This window comes from Gilliamella sp. Pas-s27, assembly GCF_009795865.1.
Taxonomy (GTDB): domain Bacteria; phylum Pseudomonadota; class Gammaproteobacteria; order Enterobacterales; family Orbaceae; genus Gilliamella.
In genome coordinates this window covers 14,219-38,036 of the sequence record NZ_WTEW01000006.1, presented here as the reverse complement: position 1 = coordinate 38,036, position 23,818 = coordinate 14,219, and the positions used below count along the sequence as shown (strand labels likewise).

23 protein-coding genes are annotated in these 23,818 nt (G+C 33.4%); 14 read left to right on the top strand and 9 right to left on the bottom strand.

The genetic code is table 11. The annotated features are described in order from the left end of the window. The first annotated feature begins 4 nt into the window (after positions 1 to 4). The 4 genes from GQ589_RS03745 to GQ589_RS03730 all read left to right on the top strand — a co-directional run bounded on the left by GQ589_RS03745 (position 5) and on the right by GQ589_RS03730 (position 6,579). Positions 5 to 1,051 (top strand): glycosyltransferase family 2 protein, encoded by a 1,047-nt coding sequence (locus tag GQ589_RS03745; protein WP_160412092.1) that lies wholly within the window; start codon positions 5 to 7, stop codon positions 1,049 to 1,051. A 23-nt stretch (positions 1,052 to 1,074) separates the two neighbouring features. Then, positions 1,075 to 1,932: a polysaccharide pyruvyl transferase family protein gene (locus GQ589_RS03740; protein WP_160412091.1), complete on the top strand. Its 858-nt coding sequence runs from the start codon at positions 1,075 to 1,077 to the stop codon at positions 1,930 to 1,932. Positions 1,933 to 2,103: 171 nt separating this feature from the next. After that, entirely contained in the window at positions 2,104 to 4,887 is a 2,784-nt protein-coding gene (locus GQ589_RS03735; RefSeq protein ID WP_160424664.1) for a rhamnan synthesis F family protein, read from the top strand. Between the two features lie 1,041 nt (positions 4,888 to 5,928). Further along, entirely contained in the window at positions 5,929 to 6,579 is a 651-nt protein-coding gene (locus tag GQ589_RS03730; protein WP_160399970.1) for a DUF421 domain-containing protein, read from the top strand. A 74-nt stretch (positions 6,580 to 6,653) separates the two neighbouring features. Here the strand turns inward: GQ589_RS03730 and GQ589_RS03725 are convergent, their stop codons facing one another. Then, the gene (locus GQ589_RS03725; protein ID WP_160399969.1) at positions 6,654 to 6,926 is read right to left on the bottom strand and encodes a DksA/TraR family C4-type zinc finger protein; all 273 of its coding nucleotides are present in this window, start codon (positions 6,924 to 6,926) and stop codon (positions 6,654 to 6,656) included. 182 nt (positions 6,927 to 7,108) lie between these two features. Between GQ589_RS03725 and msrA the strand changes: the two genes are divergently transcribed. From msrA to msrB, 3 genes are read left to right on the top strand one after another with little or no spacing between them, the layout of a single operon-like run. Then, positions 7,109 to 7,642: a peptide-methionine (S)-S-oxide reductase MsrA gene (gene msrA / locus GQ589_RS03720; protein WP_160424662.1), complete on the top strand. Its 534-nt coding sequence runs from the start codon at positions 7,109 to 7,111 to the stop codon at positions 7,640 to 7,642. A gap of 15 nt (positions 7,643 to 7,657) precedes the next feature. After that, a complete protein-coding gene (locus GQ589_RS03715; protein WP_160424660.1) occupies positions 7,658 to 8,185 on the top strand; it encodes a cytochrome b in 528 nt (175 codons plus the stop codon). 52 nt (positions 8,186 to 8,237) lie between these two features. Next, positions 8,238 to 8,669: a peptide-methionine (R)-S-oxide reductase MsrB gene (gene msrB, locus GQ589_RS03710; protein WP_160412135.1), complete on the top strand. Its 432-nt coding sequence runs from the start codon at positions 8,238 to 8,240 to the stop codon at positions 8,667 to 8,669. Between the two features lie 129 nt (positions 8,670 to 8,798). On the opposite strand, the gene lptG is transcribed toward msrB, so the two are convergent. Both lptG and lptF read right to left on the bottom strand, forming a co-directional pair. Continuing rightward, positions 8,799 to 9,863, bottom strand: coding sequence for an LPS export ABC transporter permease LptG (lptG, locus tag GQ589_RS03705; RefSeq protein ID WP_160399966.1), 1,065 nt, complete (start codon positions 9,861 to 9,863; stop codon positions 8,799 to 8,801). Positions 9,864 to 9,873: 10 nt separating this feature from the next. Next, positions 9,874 to 10,977, bottom strand: coding sequence for an LPS export ABC transporter permease LptF (gene lptF / locus GQ589_RS03700; RefSeq protein WP_160412086.1), 1,104 nt, complete (start codon positions 10,975 to 10,977; stop codon positions 9,874 to 9,876). Between the two features lie 135 nt (positions 10,978 to 11,112). Here lptF and GQ589_RS03695 point away from each other — a divergent pair, with 135 nt between their 5' ends. After that, complete coding sequence (locus tag GQ589_RS03695; protein ID WP_160424658.1) at positions 11,113 to 12,594, top strand: leucyl aminopeptidase; 1,482 nt, start codon at positions 11,113 to 11,115, stop codon at positions 12,592 to 12,594. 15 nt (positions 12,595 to 12,609) lie between these two features. After that, a complete protein-coding gene (locus GQ589_RS03690; protein ID WP_160412084.1) occupies positions 12,610 to 13,065 on the top strand; it encodes a DNA polymerase III subunit chi in 456 nt (151 codons plus the stop codon). 114 nt (positions 13,066 to 13,179) lie between these two features. Here the strand turns inward: GQ589_RS03690 and pdxT are convergent, their stop codons facing one another. Beyond that, positions 13,180 to 13,767 (bottom strand): pyridoxal 5'-phosphate synthase glutaminase subunit PdxT, encoded by a 588-nt coding sequence (gene pdxT / locus GQ589_RS03685; protein ID WP_160424715.1) that lies wholly within the window; start codon positions 13,765 to 13,767, stop codon positions 13,180 to 13,182. Positions 13,768 to 13,769: 2 nt separating this feature from the next. Continuing rightward, positions 13,770 to 14,657, bottom strand: coding sequence for a pyridoxal 5'-phosphate synthase lyase subunit PdxS (gene pdxS, locus GQ589_RS03680; protein WP_160401280.1), 888 nt, complete (start codon positions 14,655 to 14,657; stop codon positions 13,770 to 13,772). 192 nt (positions 14,658 to 14,849) lie between these two features. On the opposite strand from pdxS, the gene GQ589_RS03675 reads away from it, so the two are divergent. The 3 genes from GQ589_RS03675 to GQ589_RS03665 all read left to right on the top strand — a co-directional run bounded on the left by GQ589_RS03675 (position 14,850) and on the right by GQ589_RS03665 (position 17,741). Beyond that, the gene (locus tag GQ589_RS03675; protein ID WP_160424656.1) at positions 14,850 to 16,241 is read left to right on the top strand and encodes a PLP-dependent aminotransferase family protein; all 1,392 of its coding nucleotides are present in this window, start codon (positions 14,850 to 14,852) and stop codon (positions 16,239 to 16,241) included. 489 nt (positions 16,242 to 16,730) lie between these two features. After that, positions 16,731 to 16,994, top strand: a complete 264-nt coding sequence (locus tag GQ589_RS03670; RefSeq protein WP_160412082.1) for a SemiSWEET family transporter — start codon at positions 16,731 to 16,733, stop codon at positions 16,992 to 16,994. Positions 16,995 to 17,405: 411 nt separating this feature from the next. After that, positions 17,406 to 17,741, top strand: coding sequence for a DUF1161 domain-containing protein (locus GQ589_RS03665; RefSeq protein ID WP_160424654.1), 336 nt, complete (start codon positions 17,406 to 17,408; stop codon positions 17,739 to 17,741). 74 nt (positions 17,742 to 17,815) lie between these two features. On the opposite strand, the gene asnA is transcribed toward GQ589_RS03665, so the two are convergent. After that, entirely contained in the window at positions 17,816 to 18,808 is a 993-nt protein-coding gene (asnA, locus tag GQ589_RS03660; RefSeq protein WP_160424652.1) for an aspartate--ammonia ligase, read from the bottom strand. Between the two features lie 713 nt (positions 18,809 to 19,521). Between asnA and gapA the strand changes: the two genes are divergently transcribed. Next, positions 19,522 to 20,520: a glyceraldehyde-3-phosphate dehydrogenase gene (gene gapA / locus GQ589_RS03655; RefSeq protein ID WP_160401688.1), complete on the top strand. Its 999-nt coding sequence runs from the start codon at positions 19,522 to 19,524 to the stop codon at positions 20,518 to 20,520. 139 nt (positions 20,521 to 20,659) lie between these two features. Here gapA and GQ589_RS03650 read toward each other — a convergent pair whose 3' ends face one another. The 3 genes from GQ589_RS03650 to yjgA form a co-directional block, all read right to left on the bottom strand. Then, entirely contained in the window at positions 20,660 to 20,869 is a 210-nt protein-coding gene (locus GQ589_RS03650; RefSeq protein WP_160401687.1) for a cold shock domain-containing protein, read from the bottom strand. A gap of 387 nt (positions 20,870 to 21,256) precedes the next feature. Further along, positions 21,257 to 21,787, bottom strand: a complete 531-nt coding sequence (ppa, locus tag GQ589_RS03645) for an inorganic diphosphatase (RefSeq protein WP_160401686.1) — start codon at positions 21,785 to 21,787, stop codon at positions 21,257 to 21,259. Between the two features lie 63 nt (positions 21,788 to 21,850). After that, positions 21,851 to 22,387 (bottom strand): ribosome biogenesis factor YjgA, encoded by a 537-nt coding sequence (gene yjgA / locus GQ589_RS03640; protein WP_160401685.1) that lies wholly within the window; start codon positions 22,385 to 22,387, stop codon positions 21,851 to 21,853. 77 nt (positions 22,388 to 22,464) lie between these two features. On the opposite strand from yjgA, the gene pmbA reads away from it, so the two are divergent. Further along, complete coding sequence (pmbA, locus tag GQ589_RS03635) at positions 22,465 to 23,817, top strand: metalloprotease PmbA (RefSeq protein WP_160401684.1); 1,353 nt, start codon at positions 22,465 to 22,467, stop codon at positions 23,815 to 23,817. Position 23,818 lies beyond the last annotated feature (1 nt).

Below are 23,818 nucleotides of genomic sequence, written 5' to 3'. Positions count from 1 at the left end.
TATAATGAATATATCAGAACAGTTATATCCATCTTACATTCGAGATTATGAAAATGTTGATTATATAAAACATGACGGATCTGTTGCTGTTATTATGCGAACCAAAGATAGGCCTATTTTATTAGCAAGGGCTTTAAAAAGTGTATTAGAACAAGAGTATCAGAATTGGCATTTGTATTTGATAAACGATGGTGGGGATAAAAAATCAGTAGAAGATTTAGTAAATATATATGCTTCTTCTTTTGATGGTAGATTAACTCTTTTACATAACGAAAAATCATTAGGTATGGAAGCTGCTTCAAATAAAGGATTTGAACTTGCTTCTGAGGAATTCATTGTCGTTCATGATGATGATGATTCATGGACTCCTCAATTTCTACAAAAAACAACTAATTTTTTAAAAGAAAATAAACATGCTGTAGCTGTCATTACAAATTGTATTGTAATACATGAAGAAATCACAAATAATTATGTTCAAGAAACCGCTAGATATGAATGGGGATATTGGCGTGATGATGTTGATATATCTGTCCTTTTGAAAGGAAATATAACTCCTCCAATTTGTTTGCTCATTAGAATGGATGTTGCTAAATCGATAGGGCCTTTTAATGCTGATTTACCAGTATTAGGTGATTGGGATTATAATTTGAGGCTATTTCGATGTGGTGAAATTTTAACATTAGATGAAAAACTTGCTTTTTATCACCATAGAGTTAATGCAACATCTATCTATGGAAATTCTGTACATGCTGGTGTTAATAAACATAAACTTTATGCAATCCGTTACAAAAATGCGTTGGTTAGAAAATCTTTTCAAGAATCGCAAGGAAATTATGGTTTATTACAAATTCTATTGCTTGAACAGGATAAAAATTTAAATGAGATTAGAGCATTAGCGCATCAATTAGGCAACTCAATTGAACATCTTAATCATCAATTGGTACTTTCTAATCAGGAAGTGAAAAAAATCTTGAATGAAAGAGTGACGATCTATAATAGGATCAGATTATTAATTAGAAAAATTCGACGTTGGAAAAAACGAAAAAGTTGAATAATATAAGGGTTGATAGTGTGATGAAAATTGATATGAGAGATTTTTTATCAAGTTATTCAGGTAAGAAAGTTTATTTTATTACTAACCCGGGGAATGCCGGTGACGCATTTATTACATATTCGACATACTGTTTATTTGATGAATTAAATATTTGTTATGAGATTATTGACCCTAATAATGATATTTCTATTTCTAATGAAATTCTATTTTTTAGTGGTGGAGGAAATTTAGTAGAAGGGAAGTATGATCATTTATATAAAAAATTAAAAAAATATTTAAATAATAATAAATGTATCATATTACCTCATACTATCTGGGGCTATAAAGATCTTGTTCAAGAAACGCATAGAAATTTAATTATAATCTGCCGAGAAAAGGTTAGTTATGAATTATGCATTTTAAATGGGGCTAATAAAAATAATCTGTTCCTATCTGATGATATGGCTTTTTATTTTCCACAAAATGAGTTATCACAGTTTGCTATTAAGGGTAGAGGACACGGGTATTGTTTGCGAACTGACGGGGAGTCATCTAAATTTGTTTATGTTAATGAGTTTAATAAAGACATTTCATTATCTTGGAATGGAGAGTTGTGGGGTAATTATTTGTTATCAAAATATGTAACATATAGTTTGGCTAGTTATTTATCACAATTTGATGTGATTGAAACAGACCGCTTACATATTTCTATTTTTGCAGCGATGTTGAATAAAAAAGTTATTATGTACCCTAATGATTATTACAAAAATAGAGCGGTATTTGAAAATAGTATTATACAAAAATATCAAAATGTAAATTTTGTTAATACCTCTACAGATTTATTACACTCTGACTATGTAATGGATTTATTAAAAAATGCTCATCTCATTACAGATTAATAATTAATATAATTATTATTAATTCTAAACTTTTAAATTTTGATATTAAATGAGTAATAAGTCAACAAAAATATGCTATTAGAGAAGATAAAAGATAAATCCAAAGTAAAAGTTAGATTATTTGGAGTTACAATTTACAAAAGGTTGATATTCATAAATAGACGAGAATTCTTGCATGGCTTTTTTGTTATAGAAAAAACAGATAAACGCAAAATATTTCGCTTATTAGGGGTTAGGATTGCTTCAAAGAAATTAAAAATAATAACAGCTCCCTCAACTAGAGAAAGAAAACTGTCAGAAAAAAGTGAATTAAGTAATAGATATGATGTTTTAAAAGATTCATTACCTATTACTATTGAAAATATCAGTAAAATAATTGAACTTGAAACTGTAAAAGTCATTAGTTTCGGTATTTTTGATAACCTATTAATTCGCCCAACTTTCGAACCGAAGGATGTATTACATCTGTTATTTCATAGAGTAAAGAAAAAGTATAATATTGATTTGTGTAATGCTAGATTATTAGCTATTGATGAATTTATTCATCAAAATGTTTCATTATCAGATATATATAATTTTGTTGCAAAAAAACTTTCTCTTGATGAAAAAACAAAGTTATTACTCCAACAAGAAGAATTAGACATTGAGAGCAAATTACTAACAGCTAGAAAAGATTTTATGTATTTATATGATATGGCGGTTAAAAATAATAAAAAAATCATAGCCATATCAGATACATACTTACCTGAGGATTTTTTGCTTTCAGTTTTACGTAAGAATGGCTTTTGTAAGATTGAAAAAATATATACACCAATTAGTTATAATAAGAAAAAAGATAATGGTGAATTATTCGGAGATGTAATTAGTAATGAGAATATTGAACCATCAGCTATTTTACATATAGGTGGTAATTATAATTCCGATTATTTGCAGCCAATTGGAAAAAATATCACTGCGATCTATTATCCTTACATAAAGGATATTTTAATATCAGAACAATCAATCTATAGAGAAATTCTATCTGAATATGCAAATTTTGATTTAGGTCAAAGGCTGCTAATTGGATTTAGTTTTAATAGAGTGTTCGCTGACTATTATCAAATGCCTAAAAAACCTAATGTTTTTGCTGATGTTAGTTATTTATCTAGATTGCTTTTATCTCCACTTATATTATATATGGCATTAAAAATTCTGCAAAATAATGAAATTCAAGATAATTATGAAAAAATTTATTTTGCTTCCAATAATGAATGTCTAATTGAATTTGCTTATAATTTTCTAAAAGATAACTTATTGAATAAAAAATTACCAATTCAACACTTGCTCATGTCAAAACAAATCTATCATATGCTCAAATATGAAGATTTTATAAGATTTATCGAAAGTCTTGATGATTGTGATAATGAATACTATAAATTTCGTAATATGCTTGAAGACGTTATTCTAGACAAGTCATTACTTGAAAAGTTACTTAATTTATTATCTGAAGAAGAGAGAGAGCTTTTATTTTTTGACAACAAAGAAAAATGCATTGATATTTTAAAACGTTTTAATTTAATTCTTAATCAATATCTAATTAAGTTGAAAAATAATTTAGTAGATTATCTTTCACAAGAAGTGAAAGATAATCTAGGAAAAAGAGGAATTGTTTTCAATTTAGAAAATGATGAATTATTATCAGGAGTATTAACAAATATTACTCATATTTTATTTGATCAAATCTATTCTTTTAATGGAAATAGTTATTTTCAAAAAAATAATGATAAAATTAGGTCATTTTGTATTTCACCAACTATAAGTGATTCAACTTCTTTAAAAATACTAATGTGTTCCTTGTTTTCGCCTTCTAAATTGCTTTTAGAGAACGAAAAATTTCAAAACGATTTGTTGGTAATTAAAAATGAGATTAAAGACTATTTATCTCAATTTATTAATGTATTTGGTTCATATGTGAGTTTTTGGGATATAACTGATTTATCCGCATTTGCTAGGCTTTTTGATTTTTCTTGGCAAAAATCGCCTTATTGTGAAATGAATCAATTGAGGCATGTATTTTATCAAGGATCTTCTCCTTTTTATAAAACTAAATCTATACAATATCAATTAATTATGGAAAATTATCAATTTGATAATGTGTTTTTTGCAACAGGTTTTGCTAATCCTGAAAAAAGATATATTCCGAAGAGTGAGTTATCATTGTCGTTTAATAAAAAAATAGGAATTCATTGTCATCTTTATAATATTGATCTTTCAGAAGAAATATTAAAATATTTACATGATTTTCCAGTTAAATTTGATTTAATATTAACTATTCCTGATGAAAAAAAACGAGATTTATTAATTAATCTATTTAATAAAAAAATAGTAAAAAATTTAAATATACTGAGTATTATCTTAGTACCGAATCGAGGTAGAGATGTAGCTCCATGGTTGATTGAAACAAAAAAATATCAAGATCAGTATGATTTATTTTGTCATATTCATTCTAAAAAAAGCCCACATTTATCATATTCATCTTCATGGCGTAATTATCTTTTTTCTAATTTAATCAAAAAAGAAAGTGTAATTGATATTTTTAATATTTTTGAACAAAATCAAAGTGTAGGTATCATTATTAACGATTTCTATAGTGCGTTGAAACATGGACATATTCAAAATAATATTTCTTTAGCGGGTAATTATAATGAACAAAAATTAATAGATCGACTAATTTATAAGATGGGTTTTTCGACAGAAATGTGTTTAAATGATCAGTTATTTGCTGCAGGAACTATGTTTTGGTATCGTCCAAAAGCTTTGGAGCAATTATTTGTTTTGAATTTATCTTATGAAGATTTTCCTAAGGAACCAATAGGTGTTGGTGGAACTATTGCTCATGCTATTGAACGTTTACCTGTATTTGTATGTGAGCAAAATGGATATAAAGGTTGTGTTTATACAAAATATCCAAGTTAATTTTAAAAATTAAATACTAAGCTAAAGAGAAACTCAATGAAGGTGATAGTTACAGGAAGAGCAGGTTTTGTTAGTTCCACTGTTGTGAGACATATTATTTAACAGACTAATGATGAAGTTTTAGTCATTGATCAATTGACTTATGTGGGGAATTTGGAAGCATTACTGACAACTCTATGTCATAATGTAAATTATTCTCTCAAATAACTTGTCGATGAATGATCTCGTACTATAAAACGGTAAGGCAAGGTCTAGTAAATAAGTGGTTATTGTACTTTGAGACCGTAGAAGTCTATTAAGTACCGCAAAAAAACAGTCCAAAAGGTTAGCTCAAGCAATATAGGTATCTGGATAATTTTTTATATACAACATGTTATAAAGTTGGATTTGAACTTCGTTTCCCGCTCCAAATTTCAAAATTGTTATAAAAACATAGCGAAAATGTTAATCAATAATTAATGGAAAAATAAATATTAAAAATGCGTCAGGAAAGGTATTGATTTTATTGGGGTTTTTATTTTTCTGCTTTCAAATAAAAATACACAAAAAGTTTTTTGTGTATTTTATTCTTTTTTACAGAAAAAAGTGAGATTGTGAACGCTTTAACTATTTAGATAACCAAAGCGATAAAAGCCCAAAATTTTCATCCAAACTAGATTTATCTTCTAACCCTACAAATAGTGGCTAATAAATATTTTTAATCTATTATTTTTGTCACTATTGATTGCTAGAATATAGGTATGCTAATTTTTATTAAAAAATAATTTTACAATTAATTTATTAAGCCCCATTTTCTTGGTAAAAATTTGGAGTAGAATAATGGTATTCACTTTTCTAATTCGTCTTATCTTGGCAGTTTAAACTGTTCTAAAAATAGTAATAAACAATAAACTATATTTCATTTACATTTAGTTAAAGCTTAATTAAAAAAAGTTATACCGATTTTTTAGATAAATTGTTACTCGTTGCAAATCAAAAGGATTATTGAACTTTGTATTTGCGCTTGTCGTTCAACATATGATGTTTGGCTTGGAGGAAAAAATGTATTTATTAGAAATGGCACCAAAGTTTTTATTAGCTTTATTTATTTTACTTATTTATGTGAAATTATCAGGAAAAAGTCAGATTGCACCAATGTCACAGCTTGATCAGGTTGGGAGTATGGTTATTGGTGCGCTAGTCGGGGGCGCATTACTTAGCCCGACTGTATCACCTTGGGAAGCGGCAGGGTTAGTTGCAATTTGGGCTGGTTTGCTTGTTTTAATTCGATTTATCAAATCTAAAAACTCACGTTTACGCGACACAATTGATGGTAAACCAATCCAATTGGTTAAAAATGGTCACTTAATAACGGATAATTTTATCAAAGCAAACTTACCAGTAAGGGATTTTGAAACGTTAGTTAATGTTCAAGGTATTTCTTCATTTGGTGAATTAAAAGAAGTATGGTACGAACTAAATGGTTCTTTAACGGTTATTAAAAAAGGTGAAAAAGATATTGCATTGCTTATTATCGAAAATGGTGGCATTAGCCATGATAACCTTGAGCAACTTGAAAAAGATGAAGATTGGGTTAAACGTGAGATCACCAAACAAGGTTACGAAAAAATAGAAGATATTTTTTGTGCCGAATGGTTTGATAATAAATTAATTATTTACCCTTATGATTCGGTTGTTGAGGGCAAAAAATAGTTATTATTTTCTACATTAAAACGATAACATACTTAAAATGGGGGTAGCCCCCCATTTCTAAGCACAATCAGCTATTAACGAAGTTGGCTATCTTTACTACCTCGACGATTATATAAGCTAAATGCTTTAGCCGTTTGTTTATCGATTTCTTGCTGACAGCTTAAACAGTATTGCACACCTGGTAATGCTTGTCTTCGTGCTTCTGCAATAATATCACCACATTCAACACAAAAATGTGCACTTGCTATGCCGTGATGGAGTTGTCGCCTTGCGTTTGTAATAGCATCGACAATTGTACTATCGATTTGTTGATTAACGGCATCGTCAGACGCCCATCCACTTGCCATAACCAATTCCTCTATAACGAAAATAGTTGTTAAACAAGATGGTGTTTTTTTATTCTTTTTCAAGTAATATGCTTGCTAGTAGCATGACATGCTAATGTGAATGATAAAACCTGTATTAGGCAACAGGCGGGGCGATATTTAAACATTATAAAATCATAAACTTATAAACTCGAGAGGTTATTATGCAGCAATATGAACAAGCAACATTTGCAGGCGGTTGTTTTTGGTGTATGGTAAAACCGTTTGATCAGTATGAAGGCGTGATTAATGTGGTGTCGGGATATACGGGAGGGCATATTGCTAATCCGACTTATCAGCAAGTTTGTGGTGGTAATACTGGACATACCGAAGCAATACAAATCACATTTGATCCTAAAATAATTAGTTATAAAAAACTCCTTGATATCTTTTGGCATCAAATTGATCCCACTGATTCAGAAGGTCAATTTGCTGATAGAGGGAACTCTTATCGTCCTGCTATTTTTTACCATAACGAATTTCAACACAAATTGGCATTGGCATCGAAACAAGCTCTACAAGACAGTGGCCACTTTGATAAGCCAATTCAGGTAGCTATTGAGCCTGCATCTACTTTTTATTTGGCTGAAGATTATCACCAAAATTATTACCTTAAACAACCACAACATTATCATCAATATTACCAATTATCAGGACGATCTCATTTTTTATCTGAGCATTGGTCAAAAAACAAATAGAAGGATGACTTAATCATGCAAAACTACCCACAATACAGTAGTAAACAAAAATGGATCCATTGGTTAACATTAGTATTGATTGTGCTCACCTATTTATTGGTGCAGTTCAAAGTAACGTTATCCCCCTATTTAGGTGGTATGTTTAATATTTATTTATTTCATAAATCATTTGGTGTGCTGATTTTGGGGATAACACTTTGGCGCTTTATCGTCATTAAGCAAGACGGAGTGCCTGATGTGTTACCCAAAACACACAAACGACAACGTATTTTGTCAAAATCGGTACAAGGTTTTATTTATCTTTCACTGATTATTGTGCCTCTTTCTGGTTATTTAATGAGTAGTCGTTCACTGAATTTTTTAGGTGTTATCTCTATTCCTGCTATTGATATGCCAAATAAAGCTTATCAATTATTTCATCAAATTCACCAAGTCAGTGCCTATTTATTGTTAGCTTTACTTATTGTACATATAGTCGGCGCTTTGTTTCATTATGTTTGGATTAAAGATAAAGTATTACAGTCAATGTTAAAACGTAGTTAATCAACATAATTAGAACAAACAACATAATATAAGGTGGCTTATGGATAATACAATGAAAGAAAAAGCGCTATCAGTATTAACACCTATGCAATATCATATTACGCAACGAAATGGTACTGAACCACCCTTTGATAATCAATTTTATGCCAATTATCGGGAGGGTATCTATGTCGATATCGTATCGGGAGAACCACTATTTACTTCGTTAGATAAATTTGATTCAGGCTGTGGCTGGCCAACTTTTTCAAAACCGATAGAAAAGCGCAATATTGTTGAAAAAAAGGATACTAGCTTTGGTATGCGCCGTACCGAGGTTCGATCGGCTGGCGCCGATTCACATCTTGGTCATGTGTTTAATGATGGTCCTAAAGAGCTTGGTGGGCTACGCTATTGCATCAATTCGGCCGCGTTACGATTTATTCCGAAAGATGAACTTGAAGATGCTGGGTATGGACAGTATTTAAAGCTATTTGATAAATCATAAATTAAACCGAATCATCCAATCCTCAAATAAAAATCCTATCATCTTAACAAAGATGATAGGATTGATAAAAACACCGTTAGCTTAGCTTTTCGTTTGAATTTAGTTTGTTTGAACTTAGTTTGTTTGAACTTAGTTTTTTCGCTTAAATAAAATATAACTAATTAATAAAAACACAAAACTTGTGATAAGCGATCCAATCAATGGGTAAATGCCCATTACAATGCTGACTTGGGCAAACAAATTATCGGCAATATAAAACAAGAAACCAAAGCTAATGCCAATGACTACACGAATCCCCATCGACACGCTACGCAGTGGACCAAAAATAAACGATAGGGCTAACAACATCATCACCGCCACTGAAACAGGCTTAATAAGCTTTTTCCAAAACAGTAAATCGTAATATTTGGTATCTTGCCCTGAGCTTTTTAGATATTGTGAATATTGATAAAGCCCAGAGGCTGACAACGAATCAGGATCAAATGCAACAATGCTGAGTTTGTCGGGTGTAATATTGGTTTGCCAAGGAATAGAGACCATATTGACGCCCACCACCTTATTGGGTTCTGTTAGGTCGTTCTTTTCGATTTGTGATAAAGTCCAAGCATTATTTTCATAAACACCATAAGCGGCGTGAGTAATGGATTGTAATTTATTTTGATCGACCGAATAGATATACACATTTGAAATTGAATTATCGTTATTTATATGCCCAATAAATATATAATCATTCCCATCTTTTGCCCAAAGACTGCCTTGCTCAACCATTAGCGAATTACCGTACAGTTTTTCAGAACGCATATTACGCGCAGTTTGTTCACTTACAGGAGCAACCCATTCACCAATTGCCATAGTAATCAATACTAAAGGTATGGCTGTTTTCATTACAGCAAAGGCAATTTTAAAACGGCTAAAGCCAGAGGTTTCCATCACGGTTAGTTCACTATGTGACGCAAGGATTCCCAAGCCAATTAAAGCACCCAATAATGCTGCCATCGGGAAGAACACTTCTAAATCTTTTGGTACCATCAATAGTGTATAAATACCGACAGAAAACGCATCATAATCAACTTTGATTTTTCGAAGTTGATCAATAAAACGGATAATTCCTGATAAGCTGATCAACAAAAAAAGACTAACACCAATGGTGCTTAAAATAGTTTTACCTATGTAACGGTCTAAAATCGAAAACACGCATATCTCCTTAAGATGCCGAATATTTTAAGCGAAGTTTGCGCATAAATAGGCTATCCCAACAATTTAACATTAGTGCTAATAAAAAGTAACCGATATTCAAAATGTAAAACCAAAAATCAGGTTCTAACCGACCTTTACCTGCATTGGCCTTAATCGAACTGGCTGATAAAAAATAAACCAAATAAAGCAACAAAGCAGGAAAAACTTGTGCAAGACGCCCTTGACGAGGATTAGACACACTCAATGGAATAACCAAAAACGCCATCAATGGCACGGAAATAATTAATGTTAATCGCCAATAAAATTCGGCATTGGCTTTAGGCGTATCCATATCGGCAAGCGTCTGTAATCCTAACTGTTGAACATCGACTTTATCGGTATCTTCATTCACATCTAGTGCTTTAGGTTTGATAATGCCTAAATAATTGTGAAAGTTAGAAATCCGAAAATCCTTAAGTTGTGCCGTACCCTCGTAACGGTTAGCATCTTCAAGCGTGATGATTTGATTACCTTCATTATCGTGGCTTGTCTTGCCTTTATTGGCAATAATAATCGAAGGTCGCTGATTGGCTTTGGGATTGATTTGCGCAATAAAAACATTTTCTAAATTATTCTCATTCACATTCCCAATATAAATCATTGAATTGCCATCAGGGGTTTGTTGAAATTGCCCCGCTAACAGCCCAGCTAAACTTGGATTAATTTTCGCATTGGCAAGCAATTGATCTTGCTTAACACTAGACCAAGGACCAAACCACAGTGAGTTCAACGCCGTTAATAGGCAAGTTAAAATACAAAGAAACAGCACCACCTGATAAGTTAAACTCTTTTTAACACCACAAGCATGCATTGCCACCATTTCGCTGTCAGCATAAAGCCGCCCAAAAGTCACCAGCACACCAAGAAATAGGCTTAACGGTAAAATCAGATCCGCCATGTTCGACACACCCAACATCAATAAAGGCATAATCAAATCACGAGGGATAGAACCATCAATCGCATTTGATAAAATTCTAATTAATTTTTGAGAGAAGAAAATAAGCAACAAAATAAATAATATTGCCCCTTGGGTTTTCAGTGTCTCTTTAACTAAATACCGACGAATTATCACATTTTACCTATACATGTTGGTACAAAATTTGGTTATTATAATCTGAATTGCTTCTTTTTAGTTATCTTTTTGTTGCTATCCCATAATGAACCGATAGAATATTCATTATTCCCATCAACCATAAATGGAAACATCATGGAATTTCAAATAAAAAATAGCACTATTATAACCAAACAAAAAACAGAGTGTTTAGTTATTTCAATTGATTCAGGAAAAAGTCAGTCAGATATTGTTAAAGATATCGACAACTTAACTAACGGCCTAGTAAGTCAGCTTATCAAATCAGGCGACATTAGCCACGAATTAGGTAAAACGACGCTATTGTATCAAACTAATAGCGATCTCAAACAAAAACTCCTATTTGTTGGATGTGGTAAAGCCAACGACTTTGGAGTAATGCAAGCCAAAAAAGTGATTCAAGCTGTTATCAAAGAACTGCTTGCCAAAAAAATTAAAAGTATTGCGTGGGACTTGCTAACTGTCAATCAAAACAATAGTCTACAAATTGCTAAACAGCTACCACAAATAGTTAGTGACATAACGTATCGGTTTGATGAATTTAAAACTAGCAAAACGCCGGCGCCAAGCTTAGCAAAAGTGACATTATTAACGGGCAATAAAAGCAATATTGATGAATTAACTCGCAACTTGTTACAGGGTGAAATTATAGCTAATGCCATTACCGCAACCAAGACTATTGCCAACATGCCATCGAACGTTTGTAATGCAAAATATTTAGCCGAACAAGGCAAACAGCTAGGCAAATTACACTCATCGCTCAAAGTCACCTGCCTTGGCGAAAGCGAACTGAAAAAATTAAATATGAATGCCTATTTAGCCGTTGGGCGTGGATCGCAAAACGAATCGATCATGACCATTATTGAATACCAAGGCACCAAAGATAAAAAAGCCCAACCTTATGTCTTAGTTGGTAAAGGGCTAACGTTTGATTCGGGCGGTATATCAATCAAACCTGCTGCCGGCATGGACGAAATGAAATACGACATGTGTGGTGCTGCAACGGTTTATGGTGTTATGCAAGCCGTTGCTGAACTTAAATTACCGATCAATGTTGTAGGTGTTATGGCGGGTTGTGAAAACATGCCTGACGGTAATAGCTACCGCCCTGGTGATATATTAACTACCATGTCAGGCACTACGGTTGAAGTCATCAACACTGATGCCGAAGGGCGGCTTGTATTGTGCGATGCTTTAACCTATGTTGAACGTTATAATCCCAAAACCGTCATCGATATAGCCACCTTAACAGGTGCTTGTATTGTGGCACTTGGTCATCACTATACGGGTGTTATGGGCAATAACGATAAGTTAGTCGCACAATTGATTAGCGCATCACAAAAAGCGGAAGATAAAGCATGGGCACTGCCGATTGACGACCAATTCCAAGAACAGATCAAATCGACATGCGCTGATATTGTTAACGCTGGTGGGCGTGATGGTGGCACAATTACTGCAGCGTGTTTCCTATCTCGTTTTACTGAAAAATATCAATGGGCGCATTTAGATATTGCGGGTACTGCATGGAAATCGGGCGCAAAAAAAGGTGCAACAGGTCGTCCTGTTGCTATGTTGATTCAATACTTACTTGATCAATAACTTGAGTCAGCATTTATGAAAAAAGTGATCTTCTATCTACTTGAAAACCAAACAGAAGCCAACGAATCAGGCATGCTATATTATGAAAAACTCGCATGCCAAAAAATCGTCGAAGCATGGCAAGCTAATTTGCGTGTACAAGTTGCTTGTCAAGATCAAGCACAAGCTGAGCGAATCGACGAATACCTATGGCAACTGAGCACCGACAGTTTTGTACCGCATAACTTAGCTGGCGAAGGTATGAAGGGGGGATCACCAGTCGAAATCAGCTGGCCACAAAAACGTAGCAGCGGTAGTAGGCCGCTGCTAATTAATTTACAAGAACAATTTCCTGAATTTGCCAATGTCTATCGTGATATTATTGATTTTGTGCCTGTTGGCGAGGATTTAAAAGCATTAGCAAGGGTAAGGTATAAATATTATAAAGAAGCTGGATTTAATCTCAAAACTATACCGGTTACTTGTGAATAGGGCGATAAGACGGTGTTTTTTGTCAAAAAACCGTCAGGAAAGTCATTGATTTTATTGAAGTTTTTATTTCATTCTCAAAGAGGCTTTCAGGAGGACGCCAAATCCCTTTCCCCTTTAACATCTATCAACAAAATAACGCATAATTCGATTATCTTTACTTAATTCAGGATGAAAAGCACATACTAAAATATTACCTTGTTGCGCCATAATGCAACGTTGCTGAACAAATGCAAGTTGCGCTACATTTTTTCCTGCCTTGGCAATATAAGGAGCACGAATAAATATCGCAGGAATTTGTTGACCAATCGTTGGTATGTCTAACGTTGTTTCAAAGCTGTTAATTTGCCGCCCAAAACCGTTGCGTTCAACACAAATATCCATTAAATCCAGTAATTCAACCTCGTTATGAGTTGTGCTATTACCGCAAAGTACCAATCCTGCACACGTACCCAAAATACCTTTACCCTGCTCGGCAAATTGTTTTATTGGCTCGACAAGCCCATTTTGTTTGATTAAACGACTAATGGCGGTCGATTCGCCGCCGGGAATAATTAAACCGTTTAGCTTGGTTAATTGTTCAGGGCGTTTAACTAGCGTTGCTTGTACATTGTTGATGCTATTAAGCATTGTTATATGCTCACTGACTGCGCCTTGCAAATTGAGCACTCCAATGTGTTTAATATTGTTATGAGCAGAAGCCATCATTACCAACCTCGATCTTGCATTCTTTCAAACTGAGCAAGTGTACTGATTTCAATCCCTTTCATTGCGTTACCCAAACCTTTTGAAAGCTCGGCTAAACGTGGATAGTCGTCAAAATAGGTGGTCGCTTGTACAATTGCTTTGGCAAACTTTTCAGGATTTTGGGATTTGAATATGCCAGATCCAACAAAAACACCATCAGCACCCAGTTGCATCATCAGTGCTGCATCGGCAGGGGTTGCTATGCCACCAGCGGCAAAATTAACAACAGGAAGTTTTTTTAACTGTTTGATTTGTAATACTAATTCATAAGGAGCACCTATCTCTTTGGCAAAGGTCATTAATTCATCTTTTGATTTATTAGCAACTTGGCGAATTTGTTCGTTGACTTTACGCATATGGCGTACGGCTTCAACAATATTACCTGTGCCGGGTTCGCCTTTGGTGCGTAACATCGATGCGCCTTCACCGATTCGGCGCAACGCTTCGCCCAGATCACGACAACCGCAAACAAATGGCACGGTAAATTCATCTTTAAGCAAATGATACTGTTCATCAGCAGGTGTTAATACTTCACTTTCATCAATATAATCAACGCCCATTGATTCTAAAATACGAGCTTCAACAATGTGTCCAATACGGGCTTTAGCCATAACAGGTATGGTGACTGCTTTCATAACTTGTTCAACAATGGTTGGATCAGCCATTCGTGCAACACCACCCGCGGCACGAATATCCGAGGGAACTCTTTCTAAAGCCATAACTGCAACAGCACCTGCTTGTTCAGCAATTTTGGCTTGTTCTGCGTTAACCACGTCCATAATCACGCCACCTTTTTGCATTTGTGCCATGCCGCGTTTAACGGTTTGTGTGCCTGTTATTTGGTTCATTTTTGCTCCTAATTGAATTGATAATGATGATATTGTTTTAACTGTGTTTACTTTTTTTATTATTCAAAAATTAAGCACAACAAAAAACAGCCAATTGGACTATAATAATGCCATCCAATTTGGTGGGGTGTTAACAAACATTTTTTAAACATCCTTCAAACAACTAATAACACCAGTTAGAGCAAGATCACTATGTGGGATCAACAAAAACTAGCCAACTTGTCTGGCGCGCTTTTTAAGAAAGTAGCACAATTGATTGAAGATTATATTGAGCAAGGCATGCTAATAGCTGGCGAAAGACTACCTTCGGAACGTGAACTGGCAAAAAAACTGTGTATTAATCGCTCAACGGTTGTTCATGCGCTAGATCTGTTAACTGAACGCGGTGTGCTTGTTCGGCGTCAAGGAAGTGGTACTTATGTTAATAATCAAAAATGGGGAATGCAGACATATTCATCGATTCATTGGCGCTTACCTGCACATTTTTATCAAAATAGGCAATCAGTTTATCAACAAAAAGTGACACAAATGCGTATGCAACGAGCAGATATTTGTGATCTGGCTAATGGTGATTTGCCAACGTATTTGATACCTAAATTTCAATTACCAAATATGTCGTTAAATGAATTAATTATGCACGAAAAAAACAGCGATATATTACAACTAGGGTTACCATCACTTAAGATGCAAATTGCTATTTACATGCAAAAACAATTTGCGATGCAAGTTGATACTGAGGAGATTTTAATTACATCAGGTACACAACAATCGTTATTTTTGATTACGCAGGGATTGCTTAAACCAGGGGATTCGGTGGGGATTGAGTCGCCATCTTATTTTTATTCGTTGCCACTATTTCAAGCAGCGGGATTGCGTTTATATGGTATTGAGTGCGATAACGAAGGTATCACGCTTGAAAGTCTTGCTAGTTGTGTACAACAACATCACATTAAATGGTTGTTTTTAAATCCTGTTTTTCAAAATCCGATGGGTTTTGTTATGAGCAATGAGCGTAAACAGGCAATATTGGCATTTTGTCGATCACGTTGCATAGGGATTGTTGAAGATGATGCTTATAGTAGTTTAGCTTTTAAGTGTGATTTACCCATATCGCCCATTAAAAAGTTTGAACAGTCTAATCAAGTTATCTATTTAGGGTCGTTATCAAAATATATTGGGCGCAATATTCGTGTTGGCTGGATGGTTGCACCTCGGGATATTATCGAAAACCTAGCCAAAATTCGACAACATATCGATTCTGGGTTAAGCATTTTGCCACAATTATTAGCTCAAGAGTATTTGCAACATCATCATGTAAGTCATCAACAACAATTACGACAAACGTTACAAAGTAAAGCCAAACAGTTGATGCTATGGTTAAAAAGCTATTTTGGTGATCAAATTACCTATCAAGCCCCATTAGGCGGTTTACATTTGTATGCCCATTTACCAGTAAACACAGTAGCGCAAGAATCAACCTTACTTAATCAACTGTTATTAGACGGCGTGATTGTGTCACAAGGTAGCCGTTTTGGCGATAAGCTAGGGTCAATTAGGTTAAGTTATGGGCATTTTGAAAGGTAACTAATATAAAATTTTGTTACATCCGTTTAATATTTGATCTTAATTAAAATTTTTTTAATAATTATTATGTTACAGAGTTATCAACAGGTTTATTCAATACTTATTAAGTCATATAGTGAATAACTGTAGTAAATTTTTTAATAAAATTAATTTTTATGTTGCCATTATCGATAAATTGTTAGTGACCAAAATAAATGGTATTAAAATAATTAATAAACCGTTAATAAATATTAAATGATTAACCAATTATTGAAATTAGTGGCACCTTGTAATTTGTTATTATGTAGTAAAATTTTATTTGCTAATTATTTGATTAATAATAATTATTTTAAATTTGTTTTGTGCGCAATGATAGTTAACTTAATAAGTTTTTTTATTTTAACTCAATTTACAGTACGAGCCTTTAAACAGTGGATTGCTGGTGGTATTTTAACTCGCTATAATTGACCATCATAAGATGATAAATTATAAATAATATTGGAGGCAATTTTGCATCTTTCATCAAAGGCTTTTCGTATTTTAGGGATTATCGCTACGATAGCATCATTAGGGATGTATGTTTCTTATATTCCACAAATCATCGATAATTTAAATGGATTTAAATCGAATCCTACTCAACCGTTAGCCGCAGCTATTAACTGTACTCTTTGGGTCTGTTATGGATTATTAAGAGAAAAGAAGGACTGGCCAATTGCGATAGCTAATTTACCTGGTGTCTTTTTTGGGTTAATTGCCTTTTTTACTGCTCTATAATTTGTGAAATATTATTAAAAGGGCTAATTAGTTATCTGTTTATAGTTTGTTTTATCGGTATTTTTGTTATTAACGACAATCAGATTCTTTTAATAAAATTAAAAAAAGAATTGCTATTTTTAGCAAAATAAAGTTGAAAATAACATAGCTTAATATTTAACCTATAGCAAAAACAATTATTAATTATGATGTTATTGAGTTATTAACAGGTTTGTTAAACAGTTATCAAATTGTACAGTGTATAAATCTAAATCAGGGAGTAATATTATCCAAAAAGTCACAGTTTGGTTGGTGATATAATGATACTAGTCGATTGTTTTGAATATATTAAAGGAAGATACACAGTTGAATGGATAGTTTTATAATGCATTTAATAATTAAAATCACATATAAATATAAAAGGGAAATAAAATGAAAAAATTAATCGGTGTTTTTTTACTTAGTTTGCCAATGTTGGCTACAGCGTCAAATTGTGACGAAATTAGTGCCAAAATTGCCGAAAAAATCAAAAATAACGGTGTTGATCCGGCTCATTTCCAGCTTAAACTTGAATCAGCCGACAGATCAGGACAACAAATAGAAGGCAAAATAGTGGGGTCATGCGATCGAGGTCAACAACATATTGTATATGTTCGTTTAGATGGCGTAACCAAGGAACCATCACAACCACCACAACCAATACAGCAGCAAGAACCAGAACCAGAACAAACAACGCCAGTGCAGAGCGATGAACCAACTACAAATTAACTTCATCACAAATTAATTAAAACCGTTTTTTAAACCAAAATAGGGCATAATGCCCTATTTTAGTTGGTGTTGGATTATAGTAAATCGCTGTAATTTGCTTTGATATCATCACTCCAAACACTGGCTTGTACTTGACCTATGTGTTTTTGCTTTAAAAGCAACATAGTCAAACGTGATTGCCCAATGCCACCGCCGATTGTTTGCAATAAATCGCCATTAATTAATGCTTTATGCCAATCTAATTGTAAGCGATCTTCATCATTAGTTAGTTTTAATTGACGTTTTAATGTTTCGGCATCAACTCGAATTCCCATTGATGAAATTTCAAATGCACTATTTAATATCGGATCCCACACTAAAATGTCGCCATTTAATCCTTTAGAACCCAAATCATTAGCACTACTCCAATCATCATAGTCAGGAGCACGCATATCATGTTTTTCATTATTTGATAATTGACCTCCAATACCGATTAAAAACACAGCGCCAAGCTCTTTGGTTATTGCGTTTTCACGCTCTTTAGGGGATAAATTTGGGTAACGTTTTAGTAACTGCTCGCTGTCAATAAAGGTGATCGATTCAGGTAAAAAACGGGAAATATGATACTGCTGTGACACTACCTTTTCGGTCGCTTTAATGGCGGCATAAATATTTTCAACCGTTTGTTTTAAATAAGTTAAATTGCGATCTTCAGGACGAATCACCTTTTCCCAATCCCACTGATCAACATAAACTGAATGAATGGGCGAAAGCTGATCTTCGTCTGGGCGTAAGGCTTTCATGTTAGCATAAATTCCTTCACCAGCTTGAAAATGGTGAACGCTCAAAATTTTACGCTTCCATTTTGCAAGCGAATGCACTACTTCATATTGTGCATTAGGAATTGCTTTTACCTTAACTTGCACAGCATGTTCAGTGCCAGACAAATTATCTTGAATACCATCACCAACTTGACTTAGCAATGGCGCTTGTACTTCAATTAGTGACAAATGCTCGGCAAGTTGATTGGCAAAAAATTGCTTAACAAAACTGATTCGTTGTTGCTGCTCTTTAAATGATATCGTCATGTTTACGCTCTAGTTATTTATCCTATTTTAGATAAGTAAAGTAAACTAGATGCACAAATTTTGCAAGATGAAGATAAAAAGCAATACATAGTAAAGAAAGTACCTATGTTTGTTATGGTTTTTCACAATATATTGTGGAATTATTTTTATAAAATTATCCCTCAAAACTTGTCAGAAAATCATCGATTTTATTTGATTTTTTATTGATTGTACAAAAAATTGAGTATTTGTTTTTCAATAGCTATACGAGCGTTAACTCCCCCAATATAGCTTAATAAAAAAGCATATTAATAAAATATAATAATTAATCAGAAATACTTAGCTATGATTAATCAAGCTAAAAAGATCATGAAAAAAATAAGCAACATAATGATTTTGATATTCGCTTACTGCAATATTAGCGGCAGTTATCAACAGAAGAAAAACGAGCATTTATTTTATTTTTAGATACCTTAAAATAAATTTAAATGAACTTATTATTGGTAACTGTCCTTTAAATGAGTCTAAATTTATTTAAACCTTTTAAGGTTGATGTGTTTTATTAATTAAAAGTATGATTTTATTAATTATAATAGATATTAATTGCGTCAGTTTCGTCCTATTTAATCAATTCGTGTCTAATTATTAGGAATCTTCTTGAATAAATCCTTAAAATTTGATAGTTTACACGAAAGTATTTTTACATTAAAAACTCATAAAAGAAGGTAACTGTTATGACAATCAAAGTAGGTATTAATGGTTTTGGCCGTATTGGTCGTATTGTTTTCCGTGCTGCTCAAAAACGTTCAGACATTGAAATTGTTGCTATCAACGATTTATTAGATGTTGAATATATGGCTTATATGCTTAAATATGATTCAACTCACGGTCGTTTTGACGGTACTGTTGAAGTTAAAGACGGTAAATTAGTTGTTAACGGTAAAACAATCCGTGTTACTGCTGAACGCGATCCTGCAAACTTAAAATGGAACGAAGTTGGTGTTGATGTTGTTGCTGAAGCAACTGGTTTATTCTTAACTGATGAAACAGCACGTAAACATATTCAAGCTGGTGCTAAAAAAGTTGTTTTAACTGGTCCTTCAAAAGACAGCACTCCTATGTTTGTTATCGGTGTTAATGATAAAGAATATGCTGGTCAAGATATCGTTTCTAACGCATCATGTACAACTAACTGCTTAGCACCGTTAGCTAAAGTTATCAATGATAACTTTGGTATTGTTGAAGCATTGATGACAACTGTTCACGCAACAACAGCAACTCAAAAAACTGTTGATGGTCCATCTCATAAAGATTGGCGTGGTGGTCGTGGTGCAGCTCAAAACATCATCCCTTCATCAACTGGTGCTGCTAAAGCAGTAGGTAAAGTTATTCCTGAATTAAACGGCAAATTAACTGGTATGGCTTTCCGTGTTCCAACTCCAGATGTTTCTGTTGTTGACTTAACTGCTCGTTTAGCTAAACCAGCTAAATACGAAGACATTTGTAAGGCAATCAAAGCAGCTGCTGAAGGTCCAATGAAAGGCGTTCTTGGTTATACTGAAGATGATGTTGTTTCTACTGATTTCTTAGGCGAAGTTTGTACATCTGTATTTGATGCTAAAGCAGGTATCCAATTAAGTGATAACTTTGTAAAACTTGTTTCTTGGTATGATAACGAAGTTGGTTATTCGAATAAAGTATTAGATCTAATTGCAGTTGTTTCTAAAAAATAATTAGCATTTGATTTTGTCTATTTTAAAAGGCGGCTTTAGGGTCGCTTTTTTATTTGAATTTGTTATTTTTTAGGATACAAAAACACCCATTAAAAAATGGGTGTTTTGCTATATGTAAATAAATTATTTAAAGTTTTAATTAAAGAACTACAACTTCAGCTGCAGCCGGTCCACGAGGACTATCTTGGATAGCAAATTCAACTTGTTGTCCTTCAGCTAAGGTTTTGAAACCGTCACCTGAAATAGCAGAAAAATGAACAAATACATCTTTGCTTCCATCTGCAGGGGTAATAAAACCAAAACCTTTACTTTCATTAAACCATTTCACTTGACCTGTTTTTTTATTCATTTACTAGACATCCTAACAATAATTAATAATTAGCCTTTTCGGCCGTTTGGGTTCTAACATTGTATTTATTATGTAGCTAAAAACCATAACAATGTACTTTACATTAATTAAGGTGAATCGTTTCCGTAATTTTTTACTTTGTTACTTACCCAGAACTATTACCGCATAAATTATAATCGAAAGCAAGATGTCGATAACAATTTTTTTACTTAAAATTTGTTTTTTTCTTGGATTTTTATGTAACTATTTATTGATTGATAAATGGGAAATAATTAAATAACTGAATTTTTTTAATGATTTTTTAAATATCGGTTATTTTATAAAATAAAAAAACCATAAATATTAGTTTATGGCTTTTTTAAGGGTTTATTTTTTTATTACTCAGTTTTATTTGTTTTTCGCTCGTTCAAAAGATTCGATTATTTCTTTGCGAGCGGCATCTGCATTTTCCCAACCGTCCACTTTAACCCATTTACCTTTTTCTAAGGCTTTGTATTGTTCAAAAAAGTGTTTGATTTGTGATTTGAGCAATTCTGGTAAATCATCAACATCTTTAATGTGATCGTATTCTTTTGACAGCTTAGTATGTGGTACTGCAACAAGTTTTGCATCTTGGCCTGCTTCGTCTGTCATTTTTAATACACCAACTGGTCGACAACGAATAACTGAGCCCGGTTGTAATGGGTATGGGGTTGGGACTAATACATCAACTGGATCGCCATCTAATGATAATGTGTGATTAATATAACCATAGTTACATGGGTAGAACATTGCTGTTGCCATAAAACGGTCAACAAATACTGCACCTGTGTCTTTGTCAACTTCATATTTAATTGGATCTGCATTAGCTGGAATCTCAATCACAACGTAAATATCATCTGGTAATTCTTTACCTGCTGGTACATTTAAAAGTCCCATTTTTGTATCCTCTATCTAAGTTAATATAGTGTTGTTAATGATAATAAGCGTACAGAATAATGGTTATTCTGTTTCGCTTAATTCTTTTAAGTATTGAAAAATCTGTCTTGCCGTTTTTGCCGGTTTATTTGCTTCTTGTTCTTTTTTTGCTAAACGAGCTAAGGTGCGTAGCTGTTGACGATCGGCTGTAGGATATAAGCCTATAATGGTTTCGGCATCACCAGTTGTAATCAGCTCATCGCGTAGCTTTTCGAGTTTGTGGAATAGAGCAATTTGCTGATTGTGACGATTTTTGAGTTTATCAAGTGCTTGGCTAATAGGATCGATATCCCGGTTACGTAGTAGTTTGCCAATATATTGAATTTGCCTGCGATATCCTTCTTTTTTTATTTTTTGTGCAAGTTCAATTGCATAAATAAGATCTTCATCAAGAGGGATTTTTTCAAGTTCATTTTTGCTTAACTTGACAAGTTCGATACCTAATTTTTTTAGCGCTTCAGCATCGCGTTTGATTTCACTTTTACTGACGTAGATAATTTCGTCATCTTCAATGTCAATAGAAAAGTTGGGTTCTAGGTTTGTCTCTTGGTTTTGGTTCATGTTATTTCTTTTGTTAACTAATGTTCAATTCTGGCTTATTATAACGTATCACTAGCAGATTTGTAGAAAATAATAAAATGAGTATTGAACAGATTAAAAAAGAAGCGATAAATCAAAAAGAAAATTTATCGGCTATTGTTGATAATGCTATAAAACAAGCAAAATTAAGAGTCGATGCCGTTGAGGTGTCAATAAATCAATCAACAGGTATTAGTGTTAGCACACGTATGGGCGAAACCGAAAATGTTGAATTTAATAGCGATGGCGCTTTGTCTATTACGGTTTATCAAGATCAACGTAAAGGTAGTGCATCAACAAATGATTTATCTCCTCAAGCTATTTTACAGACGATAGATATGGCAATTAGTATCATGCAATACACTTCACCCGATCCATGTTCTGGTTTGGGCGATGTAAGTCAAATGGCATTTGATCCACCTGATTTAGATTTATTTTATCCTAGTGATTTGAATGTCGATAATGCCATTGAGCAAGCCAAACAAGCTGAATTAGCAGCGCTAAATCATTCAAAATTAGTGAATAGTGATGGTGGTTATTTTAGTAGCCGCTATGGGGTTTATGTGTATGGTAATAGTCTAGGAATGCTACAAGGTTATTGTGCAAGTTCTCATTCACTTTCATGTTCAGTTATTGCTGAGCAAGCAGGGCAGATGGAAAGTAATTATGCATATAGCTCATCGCGTGATTTTAATGAATTGAAACTAGCTGAAACAGTTGGCATTGAAGCGGCAGATAGGGCTATTTCTCATTTGGGAGCGAAGCAAATTGCAACAATGCAAGCTCCAGTGTTATTTAGTGCTGAAGTTGCTGTTGGGCTTATTCGGCATTTAGTGGGAGCCATAAGTGGTGGTGCTATTTATCGAAAATCTTCGTTTTTATTAGATAGTATTGGACAAACTATTTTTCCTGAATGGCTCACCATTTATGAAGATCCTTATATTCTAAAAGGTGTTGGTTCTTCGCCTTTTGATAGCGAGGGGACAAAAACCGTGCAGCGTAATATTGTTGAGCAAGGTGTACTGCAAACTTATTTACTAGGTAATTATTCTGCACGTAAGTTAGGCTTAACATCAACAGGGCATGCTGGAGGTATTCACAATTGGTCTATATCACCAAGCCAAGATAATGTGAGTTTTGATAATATGCTTAAAAAACTGGATAAGGGTATTTTGGTGACTTCATTGATGGGGCAAGGTGTTAATAGTGTGACGGGCGATTATTCACGTGGAGCTACTGGATTTTGGGTTGAAAATGGAAAGATTCAATATCCTATTAGTGAAATTACTATTGCTAGTAATCTTAAAGACATGTATAAAAATATTGTTGCAATAGGTAATGATGTTGAAACAAGAACTAGCATTCGATGTGGTTCTATTTTGGTCGATAATATGAGTATAGCTGGGAAATAAG